At 56.1% G+C, this 13,380-nt stretch carries 11 protein-coding genes, 1 tRNA gene and 1 pseudogene; 6 read left to right on the top strand and 7 right to left on the bottom strand.

Features of this window, described 5'->3' with window-relative positions:
- Positions 1–245: 245 nt before the first annotated feature.
- A complete protein-coding gene (gene acnA / locus AB9F29_RS09420) occupies positions 246–2,930 on the bottom strand; it encodes an aconitate hydratase AcnA (protein ID WP_369755451.1) in 2,685 nt (894 codons plus the stop codon).
- 240 nt (positions 2,931–3,170) lie between these two features.
- On the opposite strand from acnA, the gene AB9F29_RS09415 reads away from it, so the two are divergent.
- Positions 3,171–3,878, top strand: coding sequence for a DUF1223 domain-containing protein (locus AB9F29_RS09415; protein WP_369755450.1), 708 nt, complete (start codon positions 3,171–3,173; stop codon positions 3,876–3,878).
- Here AB9F29_RS09415 and AB9F29_RS09410 read toward each other — a convergent pair.
- A complete protein-coding gene (locus AB9F29_RS09410) occupies positions 3,875–4,999 on the bottom strand; it encodes a flagellar motor switch protein FliG (protein WP_369755449.1) in 1,125 nt (374 codons plus the stop codon). The genes AB9F29_RS09415 and AB9F29_RS09410 overlap by 4 nt on opposite strands.
- 165 nt (positions 5,000–5,164) lie before the next feature.
- A complete protein-coding gene (gene purB, locus AB9F29_RS09405) occupies positions 5,165–6,472 on the bottom strand; it encodes an adenylosuccinate lyase (protein ID WP_369755448.1) in 1,308 nt (435 codons plus the stop codon).
- Positions 6,473–6,577: 105 nt separating this feature from the next.
- Here purB and AB9F29_RS09400 point away from each other — a divergent pair, with 105 nt between their 5' ends.
- Positions 6,578–6,991, top strand: a complete 414-nt coding sequence (locus AB9F29_RS09400; protein ID WP_369755447.1) for a DUF6314 family protein — start codon at positions 6,578–6,580, stop codon at positions 6,989–6,991.
- On the opposite strand, the gene AB9F29_RS09395 is transcribed toward AB9F29_RS09400, so the two are convergent.
- On the bottom strand, positions 6,978–8,201 hold the full coding sequence (locus tag AB9F29_RS09395; RefSeq protein ID WP_369755446.1) for an alpha/beta fold hydrolase: 1,224 nt from the start codon (positions 8,199–8,201) through the stop codon (positions 6,978–6,980). The genes AB9F29_RS09400 and AB9F29_RS09395 overlap by 14 nt on opposite strands.
- A gap of 164 nt (positions 8,202–8,365) precedes the next feature.
- Here AB9F29_RS09395 and AB9F29_RS09390 point away from each other — a divergent pair, with 164 nt between their 5' ends.
- Entirely contained in the window at positions 8,366–8,614 is a 249-nt protein-coding gene (locus AB9F29_RS09390) for a hypothetical protein (RefSeq protein ID WP_369755445.1), read from the top strand.
- Between the two features lie 20 nt (positions 8,615–8,634).
- On the opposite strand, the gene glnA is transcribed toward AB9F29_RS09390, so the two are convergent.
- A complete protein-coding gene (gene glnA, locus AB9F29_RS09385; RefSeq protein ID WP_335584842.1) occupies positions 8,635–10,041 on the bottom strand; it encodes a type I glutamate--ammonia ligase in 1,407 nt (468 codons plus the stop codon).
- Positions 10,042–10,100: 59 nt separating this feature from the next.
- Positions 10,101–10,439, bottom strand: coding sequence for a P-II family nitrogen regulator (locus AB9F29_RS09380; RefSeq protein ID WP_335584843.1), 339 nt, complete (start codon positions 10,437–10,439; stop codon positions 10,101–10,103).
- A gap of 245 nt (positions 10,440–10,684) precedes the next feature.
- Between AB9F29_RS09380 and AB9F29_RS09375 the strand changes: the two genes are divergently transcribed.
- A complete protein-coding gene (locus AB9F29_RS09375; protein ID WP_369755444.1) occupies positions 10,685–12,205 on the top strand; it encodes an NAD(P)H-hydrate dehydratase in 1,521 nt (506 codons plus the stop codon).
- On the opposite strand, the gene AB9F29_RS09370 is transcribed toward AB9F29_RS09375, so the two are convergent.
- Entirely contained in the window at positions 12,186–12,713 is a 528-nt protein-coding gene (locus AB9F29_RS09370) for a Hint domain-containing protein (RefSeq protein ID WP_335584845.1), read from the bottom strand. The two genes, AB9F29_RS09375 and AB9F29_RS09370, sit on opposite strands and share 20 nt — an antisense overlap.
- Before the next feature lie 240 nt (positions 12,714–12,953).
- On the opposite strand from AB9F29_RS09370, the gene AB9F29_RS09365 reads away from it, so the two are divergent.
- Positions 12,954–13,037 (top strand) — tRNA-Leu (locus AB9F29_RS09365).
- Between the two features lie 150 nt (positions 13,038–13,187).
- A pseudogene (locus tag AB9F29_RS09360) lies at positions 13,188–13,380 on the top strand (site-specific integrase); the annotation flags it as partial.

The following is a 13,380-nucleotide window of genomic DNA, read 5'->3' as shown; positions in this document are numbered from 1 at the left end:
GTTTCGAGCAATGGCCATGAGAATGGCAGTCCTACGGGAATCAATTTTATCTTGGAAATTTTCATACCTAGAGTGTCGCATCTATTTATTAACAAGGCTAGAACGCCAATGGCTCCATAGGCGGTCTCTTGGGAATTTCACTGTTTCCAACGAAGGGTACTTTCGCCTTTAAGATGTAAAAAGGCGCCCCGCAAAACCTGCGAGGCGCTTAAGTTGTCTAGATTCGGTCGTTAAGCCTTTGAAACTTAGGACTTAGCAAGGTTGCGCAGCACATAGTGCAACACGCCGCCGTGTTCGACGTACTCAACTTCAATCGCAGTGTCGATCCGGCACTTGAGCATGATCTCTTTGACGGAACCGTCCGCCATCGTGATCGTGCAGGGCACCTCTTGGAGGGGCTTAATGCTGTCCAAACCGCTGATTGAGACCGTTTCTTCGCCAGTGAGGCCAAGCGTTTTGCGCGTGTCGCCACCTGTAAATTCGAACGGGATCACGCCGAAGCCAACGAGGTTGGAACGGTGAATACGTTCAAAACTTTCCGCAATCACAGCTTTGACGCCGAGGAGGGCCGTTCCTTTGGCCGCCCAGTCACGCGAAGAGCCAGCACCGTATTGTTCGCCGCCAAAGACAACGAGCGGTGTTCCGGCATCTTGGTAAGCCATGGACGCGTCGTAGATCGAGGTTTCTTTGCCGTCGGGACCGTTGGTATAGCCGCCTTCAACGTTGTGCAGCATCTCGTTTTTGATGCGGATGTTGGCGAAAGTGCCGCGCATCATGATCTCGTGGTTGCCGCGGCGCGAACCGTAGGAGTTGAACTCCCGTGGGGCGACTTGGCGCTCGATCAGATACTTACCCGCAGGGCTTGTGGTCGCGAAACCACCCGCTGGAGAGATGTGGTCGGTGGTGATCATATCGCCCAAAACGGCCAGAACTTTGGCGTCGTGGATGTTGGTGATCACACCGGGTTCGGGGCTCATGCCTTGGAAATACGGCGGGTTTTGCACGTAGGTCGAGGTTGGGGGCCAGTCGTAGGTGACGCTGTCTGTGGTCTTAACGCCCTGCCATTTTTCGTCGCCTTTGAAGACGTCGGCATATTTGCTTTGGAAGGCTTCGCGGGTCACGGTTTTTTCAACCAAATCCGCGATTTCCTGGGTCGATGGCCAGATGTCTTTTAGGTAGACATCGTTGCCGTTTTGGTCTTGGCCAAGCACGTCAGATGCAAGGTTAATGTCCAAGGTTCCGGCGATGGCATAGGCCACAACGAGGGGCGGCGAGGCCAGATAGTTGGCGCGCACGTCGGGGGAAATACGGCCCTCAAAGTTGCGGTTACCAGACAGAACGGAGGTTGCCACGAGGTCGCCTTCGGCGATGGCGGCAGAGATCTCCGCTTGGATCGGTCCGGAGTTACCGATGCAGGTTGTGCAGCCGTAACCGACGAGGTTGAAGCCGAGTGCGTCGAAGTCTTCTTGCAGGTCAGCCGCCTCTAAGTAGGCAGAAACAACTTGCGAACCGGGAGCGAGGGAGGTTTTGACCCAAGGCTGGCGGTTAAGACCCAAAGCGCGTGCTTTGCGGGCAACGAGACCCGCGCCGATCATCACGTAGGGGTTGGAAGTGTTGGTACAGGAGGTGATCGAGGCGATCACAACTTTGCCCGATTCCATGGTGTAATCTTCGCCTGTGACAACCACTTCTTTGCCCATTGGACGTTTGAAGGTCTCTTCCATTTCGCGGCGGAATTCGGTTTTGCCATCTGTCAGTGCCACGAAGTCCTGTGGGCGTTTTGGACCGGAAATCGCAGGAACGATTGTGCTCATGTCGAGGGACAATGTGTCGGTGTAGATCGGGGAATAATCCGCGTCGCGCCAGAAGCCGTTCTCTTTGGCATAGGCTTCGACGAGGGCAATCCGGTCTTCGTCGCGGCCAGAAACACGCAGGTAGCGCAGGGTTTCATCATCGATTGGGAAGAAGCCACATGTTGCGCCGTATTCCGGCGCCATGTTGGCGATTGTCGCGCGGTCGGCGAGGGGCAGGTGATCAAGACCCGCGCCATAGAATTCGACGAATTTGCTAACAACGCCTTTGGCACGCAGCAGTTCGACAACTTTGAGCACAAGGTCGGTGCCGGTTGTGCCTTCGACCATCGCGCCTGTCAGCTCAAAGCCAACAACTTCGGGGATGAGCATTGAGATCGGCTGGCCGAGCATCGCAGCTTCGGCCTCGATGCCACCAACTCCCCAACCAAGAACAGCCAAACCGTTGACCATTGTTGTGTGGGAATCGGTGCCGACGAGCGTGTCGGGGTAAGCAACTTCGTCGCCGTTTTGGTCCGTGTCCGTCCAAACAGTTTGCGAGAGATACTCAAGGTTTACTTGGTGACAGATGCCCGTGCCCGGAGGAACAACGCGGAAATTGTTAAAGGCGGATTGGCCCCATTTCAGGAAGGTATAGCGCTCCATGTTGCGTTCATATTCGCGGTCGACGTTCATTTGGAACGCACGTGGGTTGCCAAATTCGTCGATCATCACGGAGTGGTCAATCACCAGATCAACGGGGTTGAGCGGGTTGATTTTCTCAGGGTCACCACCGAGGGCGACAATCCCGTCGCGCATCGCGGCGAGGTCAACCACGGCAGGAACGCCGGTGAAATCTTGCATCAAAACGCGGGCAGGGCGGTAGGCGATTTCGCGAGGGTTTTTGCCACCGTTGGCACCCCATTCGGCGAAAGCCTTAATGTCGTCAACCGAGACGGTTTTGCCATCTTCAAAGCGCAGCATGTTCTCAAGAACAACTTTCAGCGCGGCTGGCAATTTGGAGAAATCGCCAAGGCCTGCGGCTTGGGCGGCTGGGATGGAATAGTAGGAAATGCTCTTGTCGCCCACAGTGAGTGTTTTGCGGGTCTTTGAGGAATCGTGTCCGACGGTGATGGGCATGTTGGCCTCCCTTTATAGTGAAAATAGGGTATCGCTGGAGGGGTTTTGGACCAGTTTGACTCGATAATCAAGAGGGGAGCACGTCTATTGTATACCATTGTACACGATTTTTACGCCAAGAGAGGGTTTTTTCCCGATTTTGACGCGCGGGCACCACACGCGGCGCTCGCAAATGGTTGATTGGCGCTTGAACCAGTGTTTCAATACAAGGTTAAGAAACAGATGTATCGGAAAGACTTCATGGCGGCAATTTGGACACGCGCAGCACGCGCCCTTGCACTCTCTCTTGGCTTTAGTGCGATTTGCGGGGTGGGCAATGCGCAGTCTGGGCCTGTTGTTGTGGAACTTTATACCTCTCAGGGGTGCTCGTCTTGTCCACCTGCGGATGCGCTTTTGGATCAATTGGCGCAGCGTCGCGACATTATCGCCTTGGGACTACATGTCGATTATTGGGATTACATCGGATGGAAAGATGTCTTTGGCGATCCCGCCTTTACGGAGCGCCAGCGTAATTATAGCCGCGCGGCGGGAACGACGGTTGTGTATACCCCGCAAATGGTGATTGGCGGCGTTGAACATGTGGTTGGCAACAAACCTGCCGATGTTGAGCGGGCGATTAAGAAAGCCATGGGCGTGGTTTCCCCTGTCACGCTCTCGGTGGTGAAAAACGGCCCGCTGTTCGTGATCGAGGCGCAGTCCAAGCAACGCGCGGATATGGTGGTGCAATTGGTGCGGTTCGTGCCAAATCAATCGGTAAAAATTCGCGGGGGCGAGAACAATGGGCGGGAAGTGTCGTATTCCAATATCGTGACCGATTGGCGGGTGCTTAAGAAATGGAACGGCGCAACGCCTTTTACGGTAAAAGTTGATCCCAAGGGCGCGCATCATGCGATCATTATTCAGCGCGCGGGGCATGGCCCGATATTGGCCGCGGCGCGTTTGGATTAACCTTCAGGCGGATCGTCATCCATTCTTAGGAAGATTTCGCCCGCCGCCTCAAGTTGGCGGACCGAAGCCACAAGTTTGGTTTGGGCCTCATCAGAATCCTTGGCTTTGATAACGCCCGCTTCTTCCATTTCTTCGAGGAGGCTTGCCGACAGTCGTTTGGACATGCTTGCGAGAACAAAGTCGACGGTCGCATTGTCTCCCCCTTGTTTGGCCGCAGCGAGCGCGGTCACAAGATCGGCCTGATCTACGCCGCGCAAAACTTTGGCCATGTCGCGGGGGTGAATGCGCTGGGGAATATTGGCGAAGGTGAAAATAGCCTTGCGCACAAGGGCGCCGAACTCCTTGTCATCTTCATCCAGCCCATCCAAAACCTCGTCGCGACGGGTGGCGGCCGAGAAATTCAGGATTGCGCCGACACGGTCAACGGGATCATCGTCAAAGGCGACGGGGGGCTGGTTGTTGAGTTGGGTGGCGAGGGAAACGCCGATGCGACGCACGGCCTCTGGGGTGACGGATTTGGTTTGGGAAATCGCATAGGCAATGCGGCGCGCGCGTTCGCCCGCAATCATGCCAAGCAGTTCGGCGGCGCGGGGCACGGCGAGTTTGGAGATCATCACAGCGCAAATTTCAATTGCTTCGGATTCCAGCGCCACGAGAAGGATGTCAAGCGGGAGATCGACGACTTTTTCCCAAGGGTCACCGTAGAAAACGCCACCCGCTTCACGGCGCAAGCGCGTGACCATCGAGGGGGAGAGCGCGCCTTCCAGAACCTTGAGCGCGCCATCAAGGCCACCGGGGAAGAACATGCCGACGCTCTCGATTTCCGAGAGGAATTCCTCGATAACGGAGATCATCGTCTCGCGACTGATACTTTTCATGCTGCCCATGGAACGGGTCAGAGTGTGTTGTAATTCCTCGGGAAAATCCGAAATCGGGAGCTTGGCCCCATCCGAGAGGAGCAAGCGCACGATGATCGCCGCTTTTTGGGCGCGGGAGAGTTTGGGGGCGGGGCCGGAATTTGAGGGGAAAGACGGTGCGGCGGGAAAACCACTTCCAAGGGCATTGCCCAAAGGAGGCAAATCTAGGGGGAAATCGCCGATCGGGGCTAAGGCAGTGCTCACGTGTGTCTCTCCATTCTGGATGCTTTAGGAATGCACCAGAGATGTTAAGAGAGGCTTTAAGAATGGCGAGATAGAGAAAATTCTCAGCAGTTTTTTAGAGGAGGTAAAGAAAATCCCGCCAGAGGGTGTCTGACGGGATAATGATTGTTCGAAATTTAGGCGGGGTTAGCTTTTGCCAAAGACCCGTGCAAAGATCGTATCGACGTGTTTTGTGTGATACCCGAGGTCGAATTTCTCCTCGATTGCTTCCACGCCAAGGGCTTTTACCACGGCGTCGTCGGCAAGCAATTCGGTTTTGAAATCACAGCCCGTTTCCCAGACTTTCATCGCGTTGCGTTGCACCATGCTGTAGGACTCTTCGCGCGACACACCTGCTTGGGTGAGGGCGAGAAGCACGCGTTGCGACATCACGAGGCCGGGGAATTTGTTCATATTGGCGAGCATATTCTCGGGGTAAACTAGGAGTTTGTCGATCACGCTTGTGAGACGCGCGAGGGCGAAATCAAGGGTGATTGTGGCGTCGGGGCCGATGTTGCGCTCGACCGAGGAGTGCGAAATATCGCGCTCGTGCCAAAGGGCGACGTTTTCAAGCGCGGGGATTACGGTCATGCGGACAAGACGCGCGAGGCCTGTGAGGTTTTCGGTCAGGATGGGGTTTTTCTTGTGCGGCATCGCAGAAGAACCCTTTTGGCCCATCGAGAAAAACTCAGCCGCTTCAAGCACTTCGGTGCGTTGCATGTGGCGGATTTCGGTGGAAATGTTTTCAACCGTGGACGAGACGACACCGAGGGCGGCGAAGAAAGCTGCGTGGCGGTCGCGCGGGATAACTTGGGTGGAAATGGGCTCGGGCTCAAGGCCGAGTTGGGCGCAAACGTATTCTTCTACGGCGGGGTCGATATTGGCGAAAGTGCCGACCGCGCCAGAAATCGCGCCTGTGGATATTTCTTCGCGGGCGGTTTTGAGACGGCGCAGGTTGCGGTCCATTTCGGCGTAGAAACGCGCGAAGGTGAGGCCCATTGTCGTTGGTTCGGCATGAATGCCGTGGGAGCGGCCGATACGGATGGTGTCTTTGTGCTCAAGGGCGCGGCGTTTGAGGGCAGCCATGAGGCCCTTTGCGTCCTCAATGAGGATGTCGGCAGCGCGCACGAGTTGGACGTTGAAACAGGTGTCCAAAACATCGGAGCTGGTCATGCCTTGGTGTACGAAACGCGCTTCTTCGGAACCGACATGCTCGGCAAGGTGGGTGAGGAAGGCGATGACGTCATGTCTGGTTTCGGCTTCGATTTCGTCGATCCGTGCCACGTCAAATTCAACGTCTTTGGCTTTCCAAACGGCGTCGGCGTTTTCGCGCGGGATGACGCCAATATTGGCCATGGCTTCGCAGGCGTGGGCCTCGATTTCATACCAGATTTTGAATTTGGTTTCAGGTGACCAAATGGCAACCATTTCAGGGCGAGAATAACGAGGGATCATGGGGTAGCCTTTTTTAGGGAAACAGACATGGCAGAGGCGCGCGGCTTCTCATAGACTGACGGGGCACAGGCGGCAAGGCCACGCGGCGTAAAGGGACGTGACAAAGTGAGTTTTTCACCAGATTTAATGGATTTTAGCGGCGAATGGGCGTTGGAACGCGAAATTCAGAGCGAAATTGCGGGGCAAGCGGGACGGTTTTCGGGGCGCGCGTGGTTTTGCGCGGCCGAGGGGGGCTTGGCCTATCGCGAGGTTGGGAAGCTGCATCTTGGGGCGGCAGTGCTTCAGGCGGAGCGGAAGTATTTTTGGCGCGAGGCGGCGGGCGAGATTGAGGTTTTGTTTGCCGATGGGCGTCCGTTTCACAGCTTCACCCCCGCCCAAACGGCGGCCACGCATTTTTGCGATCCGGATGTATATCAAGTGGCCTATGATTTCGCCGATTGGCCATGCTGGTCTTCGCGCTGGCGGGTGACGGGGCCGCGCAAAGACTATGTGATGACCAGCCGCTTTAATCCCGTTTAGCCCCAAGAACCGTCGTGATGTGGGATTTTTTCTCAAGGGTTTGATGCACGGGGCAGCGGTCGGCGATTTCGAGGAGGCGCGCGCGTTGGGTCGCATCGAGGGAGCCTGTGAGGTGGATTTCACGGTGGAAACTATCGATATTTTGCGGCGTGGTTTGACAGGCGTCTTGGGCGTGGACCTTGTTATGGGTCACGTCAACTTGCACTGTCTCCAGCGACCAACCCTTGCGGCGGGCGTACATGCGGATGGTCATTGAGGTACAGGCGCCAAGGCCCGCAGCGAGGAAACCATAGGGCGACATGCCCTGATTTGTGCCGCCATAGGCGTGGGGTTCATCGGCCAAGGCATGATGAAACGGGCCGGATGTGACGTCTTGCAGGAAGCCCGCAGGGTCGGCCTCCGAGACGCGCACAACCCCCTCTGGTGCGCCAATCGGCGGGGCGGGGGGCGCGAGTTTGAGGTAGCGCGAGGCCCATGTGGCAATCACTTCGGCGACGTATTCGGCATCTTCGGCCCGGCTCAGAAGATGGTCGGCGCTATCGAGGGTGACGAAACTTTTGGGGTGTTTGGCGGCGGTGAAAATATCGGCGGCGTTGTCGATGCTGACAATTTCATCACGCGGCGCATGCAGGACCATGAGCGCGGCTTTGAGCTGGGCTAAATCGGGCAGGATGGGGGCATTGGCAATGTCATCGATGAAGGTTTTGCCAATGGTAACCGGACGGCCCCCAAGTTCGACTTGGGCGGAGCCTTGGGCGTTGATTGTCGCGAGATCGTTGTCAAATAAATGCGCCACATGCGACGGGTCGGCAGGGGCGCCGATGGTGGCGACGGCCTTGATGTTGGGTAAGGAGAGCGCCGCGCGCAGGACCGCCGCGCCACCTAAAGAGTGGCCGATCAGGACGGTTGCGGGGGAGCCGATGCTCTCAAGATGGGCCGCAGCGGCGAGGAGGTCTTGGGCGTTGCTGGTGAAGTTTGTATTGCCAAATTCGCCGTCAGAATGACCCAAGCCCGTAAAATCAAAGCGCAAAACGGCAATGCCCATTGAGGCAAGGCGCGCGGAAATCCGACGGGCGGCGGGGATGTCTTTGCCACAGGTGAAACAATGCGCGAAAATTGCGGTCGCCAAATGCGGCCCGTCGGGTCGATCAAAACGCGCGGCGAGTTTGTCTCCGTCATGGCCGACAAAGGTGAGTTTTTGGGGGGGCATTGGGCTTCCTTGTTGCAGGATTTGAGAATGGGGTGCGGGGGCGATTTGGGCAAGGGGGGACGGGGGCACCTCACGCATTGGTGAGGCGGCGCGGGTCTTTGTGAGGTCGAAATTGGGCCGGTGTTCGGGGCGGGGTCGCCTAAACTTGCGTTATGATCGAGATCTTGAATACGTTCCTTCCGCCCGAGCACGCCACGCGCGCCTGTGCGCCGCGTATGCCAGGACTTGCGCCGCTTAGGTTTGCGGATCGGTTTCAGATTTCGGAGGTTTACGGTCCGCAGATGGCGTTGCGGCGGGAGTTGTTGGATTTGGTTTTGGCACAGCTTGCGGTGGCTCGCGCCGCGCCTTTGGCGACTCTGGCGCAATCAGAGGCATTCGAACAACGAAAAAGGGCGCCCGAAGACGCCCTTTAAGATATTAAAACCGTTAGAAATTAACAGCTGTAGTACATTTGGAATTCCACAGGGTGTGGTGTGTGTTCAAAAGTGTAAACTTCTTCCCATTTGAGGGCTGCGTAGCCTTCGATTTGGTCTTTTGTGAACACGTCGCCCTTGAGCAGGAAGTCGTGATCCGCTGCCAACTCTTCGAGCGCTTCACGCAAGGACGCACAAACCGTCGGGATGCCAGAAAGCTCTTCTGGTGGCAGGTCATAGAGGTTTTTGTCGGACGCCGCACCGGGATCGATCTTGTTGAGGATGCCGTCAAGGCCAGCCATCAACAAGGCTGCAAAGCAAAGGTAGGGGTTTGCTGCGGGATCAGGGAAACGCGCTTCAACGCGTTTTGCCTTGGGGGATTCCGAGAACGGAATACGCACACAACCAGAGCGGTTGGACGCGGAATAGGCGCGCAGAACGGGGGCTTCAAAACCAGGGATCAAACGCTTGTAGGAGTTTGTCGATGGGTTTGTGAAGGCGTTCAAAGCTTTGGCGTGCTTGAGGATACCACCGATGAAGTACAAAGCTTCTTGGGAGAGATCCGCGTATTTGTCACCCGCAAAGAGCGGCTTGCCGTCTTTCCAGATCGACATGTTTACGTGCATGCCAGAGCCGTTGTCGCCATAGATTGGTTTTGGCATGAAGGTCGCGGATTTGCCGTAGGCGTGCGCGACGTTGTGCACGATGTATTTGTATTTTTGCAGGTGATCGGCTTGCTCGGTGAGCGTGCCGAAGATCAGGCCAAGCTCGTGCTGACAGGAGGCAACCTCGTGGTGGTGCTTGTCAACTTTCATGCCCATACGCTTCATAGTGGAAAGCATTTCGGAGCGAATGTCTTGGGCATCGTCGATTGGGTTGACGGGGAAGTAGCCGCCTTTGAGACCTGGACGGTGGCCCATGTTGCCCATTTCGACTTCTGCGTCTGTATTCCAAGAAGCGTCCAGCGCGTCAACTTCGTAGGACACTTTGTTGATCGAGTTGGAGAAGCGCACATTGTCAAAGAGGAAGAATTCAGCTTCTGGGCCGAAATAGGACGTGTCACCTACGCCGGAAGCGATGAGGTAAGCTTCAGCTTTTTCCGCGGTGCCACGTGGGTCGCGGGAGTAGGCTTCGCCGGTATCAGGCTCAACAACGGAGCAGTGAATGCAGAGTGTTTTTTCCGCATAGAACGGGTCCATATAGACCGATTTTGGGTCTGGGATCAATTTCATGTCGGATTCGTTGATCGCTTTCCAGCCCGCGATGGACGAGCCGTCAAACATGAACCCGTCTTCGAAGAAATCTTCGTCGACGATGTCTGAGATCAAGGTGACGTGTTGGAGTTTGCCACGTGGGTCTGTGAAACGAACGTCCACATATTCAACATTTTCGTCGGCAATAAGTTTGAGAACGGCAGCTATGCTCATCTGTTTCTCTTCCCTCTGGTTTAGTGTTAGATTAGAACCGCTTGCGCGGCGTTGTTAACTTACAATGCGTCTTCGTTGGTTTCGCCGGTCCGGATGCGGATGGCCTGTTCAATGGAGGACACAAAGATTTTGCCATCGCCGATTTTGTCGGTTTTAGCAGCATTGATAATGGCTTCGATTGCGGCATCTACCTGATCGGTGGCCAGCACGATTTCGATTTTCACTTTGGGCAGGAAATCGACAACATATTCGGCGCCACGGTAAAGCTCCGTGTGGCCCTTCTGACGGCCGAAACCCTTGACTTCAATTACCGAAAGACCCTGAACGCCAACTTCTTGGAGCGCTTCTTTTACCTCGTCCAATTTGAACGGTTTGATAATGGCTTCAATTTTTTTCATTGTGCGTCTCCTTTGATTGGGTCGGGGAATCTCCGCTGTCGAAGTGTTCAGAACACTTTCCTAATCAGGGAACAATTGGCTATGCTGACGCATCCACGGTGGGGGCGGGGAATCTGGGCGTTAAGTTCGTTAATTGTGCGATTTGATTAAAAATAGGGCAGTATGAAAACTTTTAGGGCAATGCGGTTCCAGGGTTTCGGACCGGAGTCTTTGATTTCCTCAGGAATAAGTTTGAAAGTGAAGTTATGACGGACCTTATAACAGCGGCGCAAATGCGCGGTGTCGAACAGGCTGCGATCACGTCGGGCGCGGTCACAGGGCTTGAGTTGATGGAGCGGGCAGGGCGCGGTGTGGTGGCGGCCATATTTGAGGAATGGCCAGAATTTGCGCAGTCTGGTGGGCGCGCGGTTGTGCTCTGTGGGCCGGGAAATAATGGCGGCGACGGCTTTGTGATTGCGCGTTTGTTGCGGGATTGGGGCTGGGAGGTGGAGGTTTGTTTGTGGGGCGATCCTGCGCGGCTTCCGCCCGACGCCAAGGCGAACTATGTGCGTTGGTGTGCACTTGGCGCGGTGCATCCTTTGGGGGAGCCGGTATTTGAGGCGGCAGAGTTGGTGGTGGATGCCCTGTTTGGCACGGGACTTACGCGGAAGTTAGAAGGGCTTGAAAAAACGGCATTGGCGATGAAGGACAGGGGGGCAGCAGGGCGTCCCAAGGTTGTCGCGGTGGATGTGCCAAGTGGTTTGAGTGCGGATAGTGGCCGTTATGTGGGGGAAATCGCCGTTGAAGGGCGCATTTCTGCGGATCTGACGGTGAGTTTTCATCGGGCCAAAACGGGGCATTACTTGGCGGATGGCCCTGCGGCCTGCGGGCGGTTGGTGGTCAAGGATATTGGTTTGGACGGATTTTGTGTGTCTGGGGAGGGAGTCCGTTTGGCGAGCCCGAATGCGGAAAGGCTCCAAAAACGAGGCGAAGGGCATAAGTTTTCCCATGGACATGCGTTTGTGCTGTGCGGGGGTGTTGGCCACGGCGGCGCGGCGCGGTTGGCGGCGCGCGGGGCTTTGCGGATTGGCGCGGGGTTGGTGACGCTCGGGTGCCCTCCGGCGGCGATTTTGGAAAACGCCTGCCAGCTTAATGCGGTGATGCTGGCGCGGGTTGCGGATAGGGCGGGGTTGACGGAAATCCTTGAAGATAGCCGGATCAACGCGCTTTGTGTGGGGCCGGGGCTCGGGAGCCGCGCCGAGACGCGGGGTCTGGTTCGGGCGGTGCTTTTGGCGCGGCGCGCGAGCGTGGTGGATGCCGATGGCTTGTCGGCGTTTGCAACGGCCCCTGCGGATTTGTTTGAGATGTTGCATGAGGCATGTGTTTTGACGCCCCATGCGGGCGAATTTGCGCGGTTATTTCCGGATATCGCAGAGCATTTGTCGGCAGAATGTACCAAGGTTGATGCCGTGCGAGAGGCTGCTGCACGAGCGGGATGTGTGGTTTTGTTGAAAGGGGCGGATACGGTGATTGCGACCCCAGAGGGGCGGGCTTGTATTAACGCAGCCGCCTATGAACGCGCGGCGCCGTGGTTGGCAACGGCGGGGTCGGGGGATGTTTTGGCGGGGTTTATCACGGGGCTTCTGGCGCGCGGATTTGCGCCCTATGAGGCGGCGCAGACGGCGGCTTGGCTGCATGTGGACTGCGCCCGCACTTTTGGACCGGGGTTGATTTCCGAGGACTTGCCGGAGATTTTACCGAGCGTTCTTAGGCGTTTACACGGATAGGTGGCGCGCTGGCGACTTCGAGACCGTCCACATAGAGAATATGCGGCGTTTCAAACTCAAGCACAAAGAATACAGTCTCTGTGGCGGTTTCGCGTGCAATGAAGTGACCGTCCGCAAGGCGGCTTACGGGCACCAAAGCTTCGGCCTCGCCAAACATCGCTTTTGCCCGCCAGTCGCGCAACAAAATGCGTTGCCCTTCGGCGACCAGAAGTTCGCTTGCGGGACGATCATGCCCCAAGACGCTGGCGCGAATGCGGTAGGCCGAGTCGGAGCGGGTTGTGGTGACGGCTTTGAGCTGCGCCATGCCGATATCGCGCGTGATAATGCGGTCCCCCGCGCGCAGATGCTCGACCAGCATTTCGCCCTTCAGCGTCAGGACAATACTTCCCGTCGCAAAGCCGGACGGCAAAGTTGGCCCAGTGTCTTCAATTTTCCGCGCAAGATTCATCACAAGACACGCCTGGGGAGCGTTCCCTGTTTGCGCGCGCCGGACCGTTTTCGGTTTCATAGACGTGCTCTCTTTTAACCTGCCTCAAGGTTTTCCTCAACCTAGGGCACAAAGGGGGAGACTGAGGTTTTTTTTGGCGGAAATTCGTTAATATTTGATTGATGTTGCCCCGAAGACTCGCATTGGGGGCAGCTGTTTTGGCAGGACGGCGAAAAAACTTTAATATTGGCGCATTTTCCACTAGCATAGGGGAAACCTCTAGGCTAGAAGGGCGCGAATGGTGGCCTCGGCCCCATGAGTGCGGGTGTGGCGGAATGGTAGACGCACCAGATTTAGGTTCTGGCGCCGCGAGGCGTGGAGGTTCGAGTCCTCTCACCCGCACCAATATTTTTCCCTTATGCAGTGATATCCCTTATTTATATAAGGTTATACAGGGGTTTATGGTGGGCGTTTCGTACTGGAATGCGCTAAAATCCATTAAAATTGACATGTCATTACGACGAATTACGAATTTTCCGAGCGGGAGAATTTGAAATGGCGTCTATTAAAAAGCTGCAAACCGGCAAATGGCAGGCGCAAGTCGCCATGCAGGGTATACGAAAATCCAAGTCATTTGAGAAGCGCGTTGATGCCAAAGACTGGGCGGCGCGCCAAGAGTTTTTGATTCGAGAAGGGGAGGTTTCGGGATCGACTGAGACCATGCGCGATGCATTGCTGCGATATGCGC

This window comes from Falsihalocynthiibacter sp. S25ZX9 (assembly GCF_041205405.1).
Classification (GTDB): Bacteria; Pseudomonadota; Alphaproteobacteria; order Rhodobacterales; family Rhodobacteraceae; genus Falsihalocynthiibacter; species Falsihalocynthiibacter arcticus.
Note: the sequence above shows the minus strand (reverse complement) of the source record. Positions and strands in the feature narration are given on the sequence as shown.

Excerpts from the sequence above, each read along its gene's own strand:
- AB9F29_RS09380 (WP_335584843.1), bottom strand. The coding sequence starts at position 10,439 with ATGAAAAAAATTGAAGCCATTATCAAACCGTTCAAATTGGACGAGGTA.
- AB9F29_RS09395 (WP_369755446.1), bottom strand. The coding sequence starts at position 8,201 with ATGCCCCCCCAAAAACTCACCTTTGTCGGCCATGACGGAGACAAACTC.
- glnA (WP_335584842.1), bottom strand. The coding sequence starts at position 10,041 with ATGAGCATAGCTGCCGTTCTCAAACTTATTGCCGACGAAAATGTTGAA.
- purB (WP_369755448.1), bottom strand. The coding sequence starts at position 6,472 with ATGATCCCTCGTTATTCTCGCCCTGAAATGGTTGCCATTTGGTCACCT.
- AB9F29_RS09375 (WP_369755444.1), top strand. The coding sequence starts at position 10,685 with ATGACGGACCTTATAACAGCGGCGCAAATGCGCGGTGTCGAACAGGCT.
- acnA (WP_369755451.1), bottom strand. The coding sequence starts at position 2,930 with ATGCCCATCACCGTCGGACACGATTCCTCAAAGACCCGCAAAACACTC.
- AB9F29_RS09370 (WP_335584845.1), bottom strand. The coding sequence starts at position 12,713 with ATGAAACCGAAAACGGTCCGGCGCGCGCAAACAGGGAACGCTCCCCAG.
- AB9F29_RS09415 (WP_369755450.1), top strand. The coding sequence starts at position 3,171 with ATGGCGGCAATTTGGACACGCGCAGCACGCGCCCTTGCACTCTCTCTT.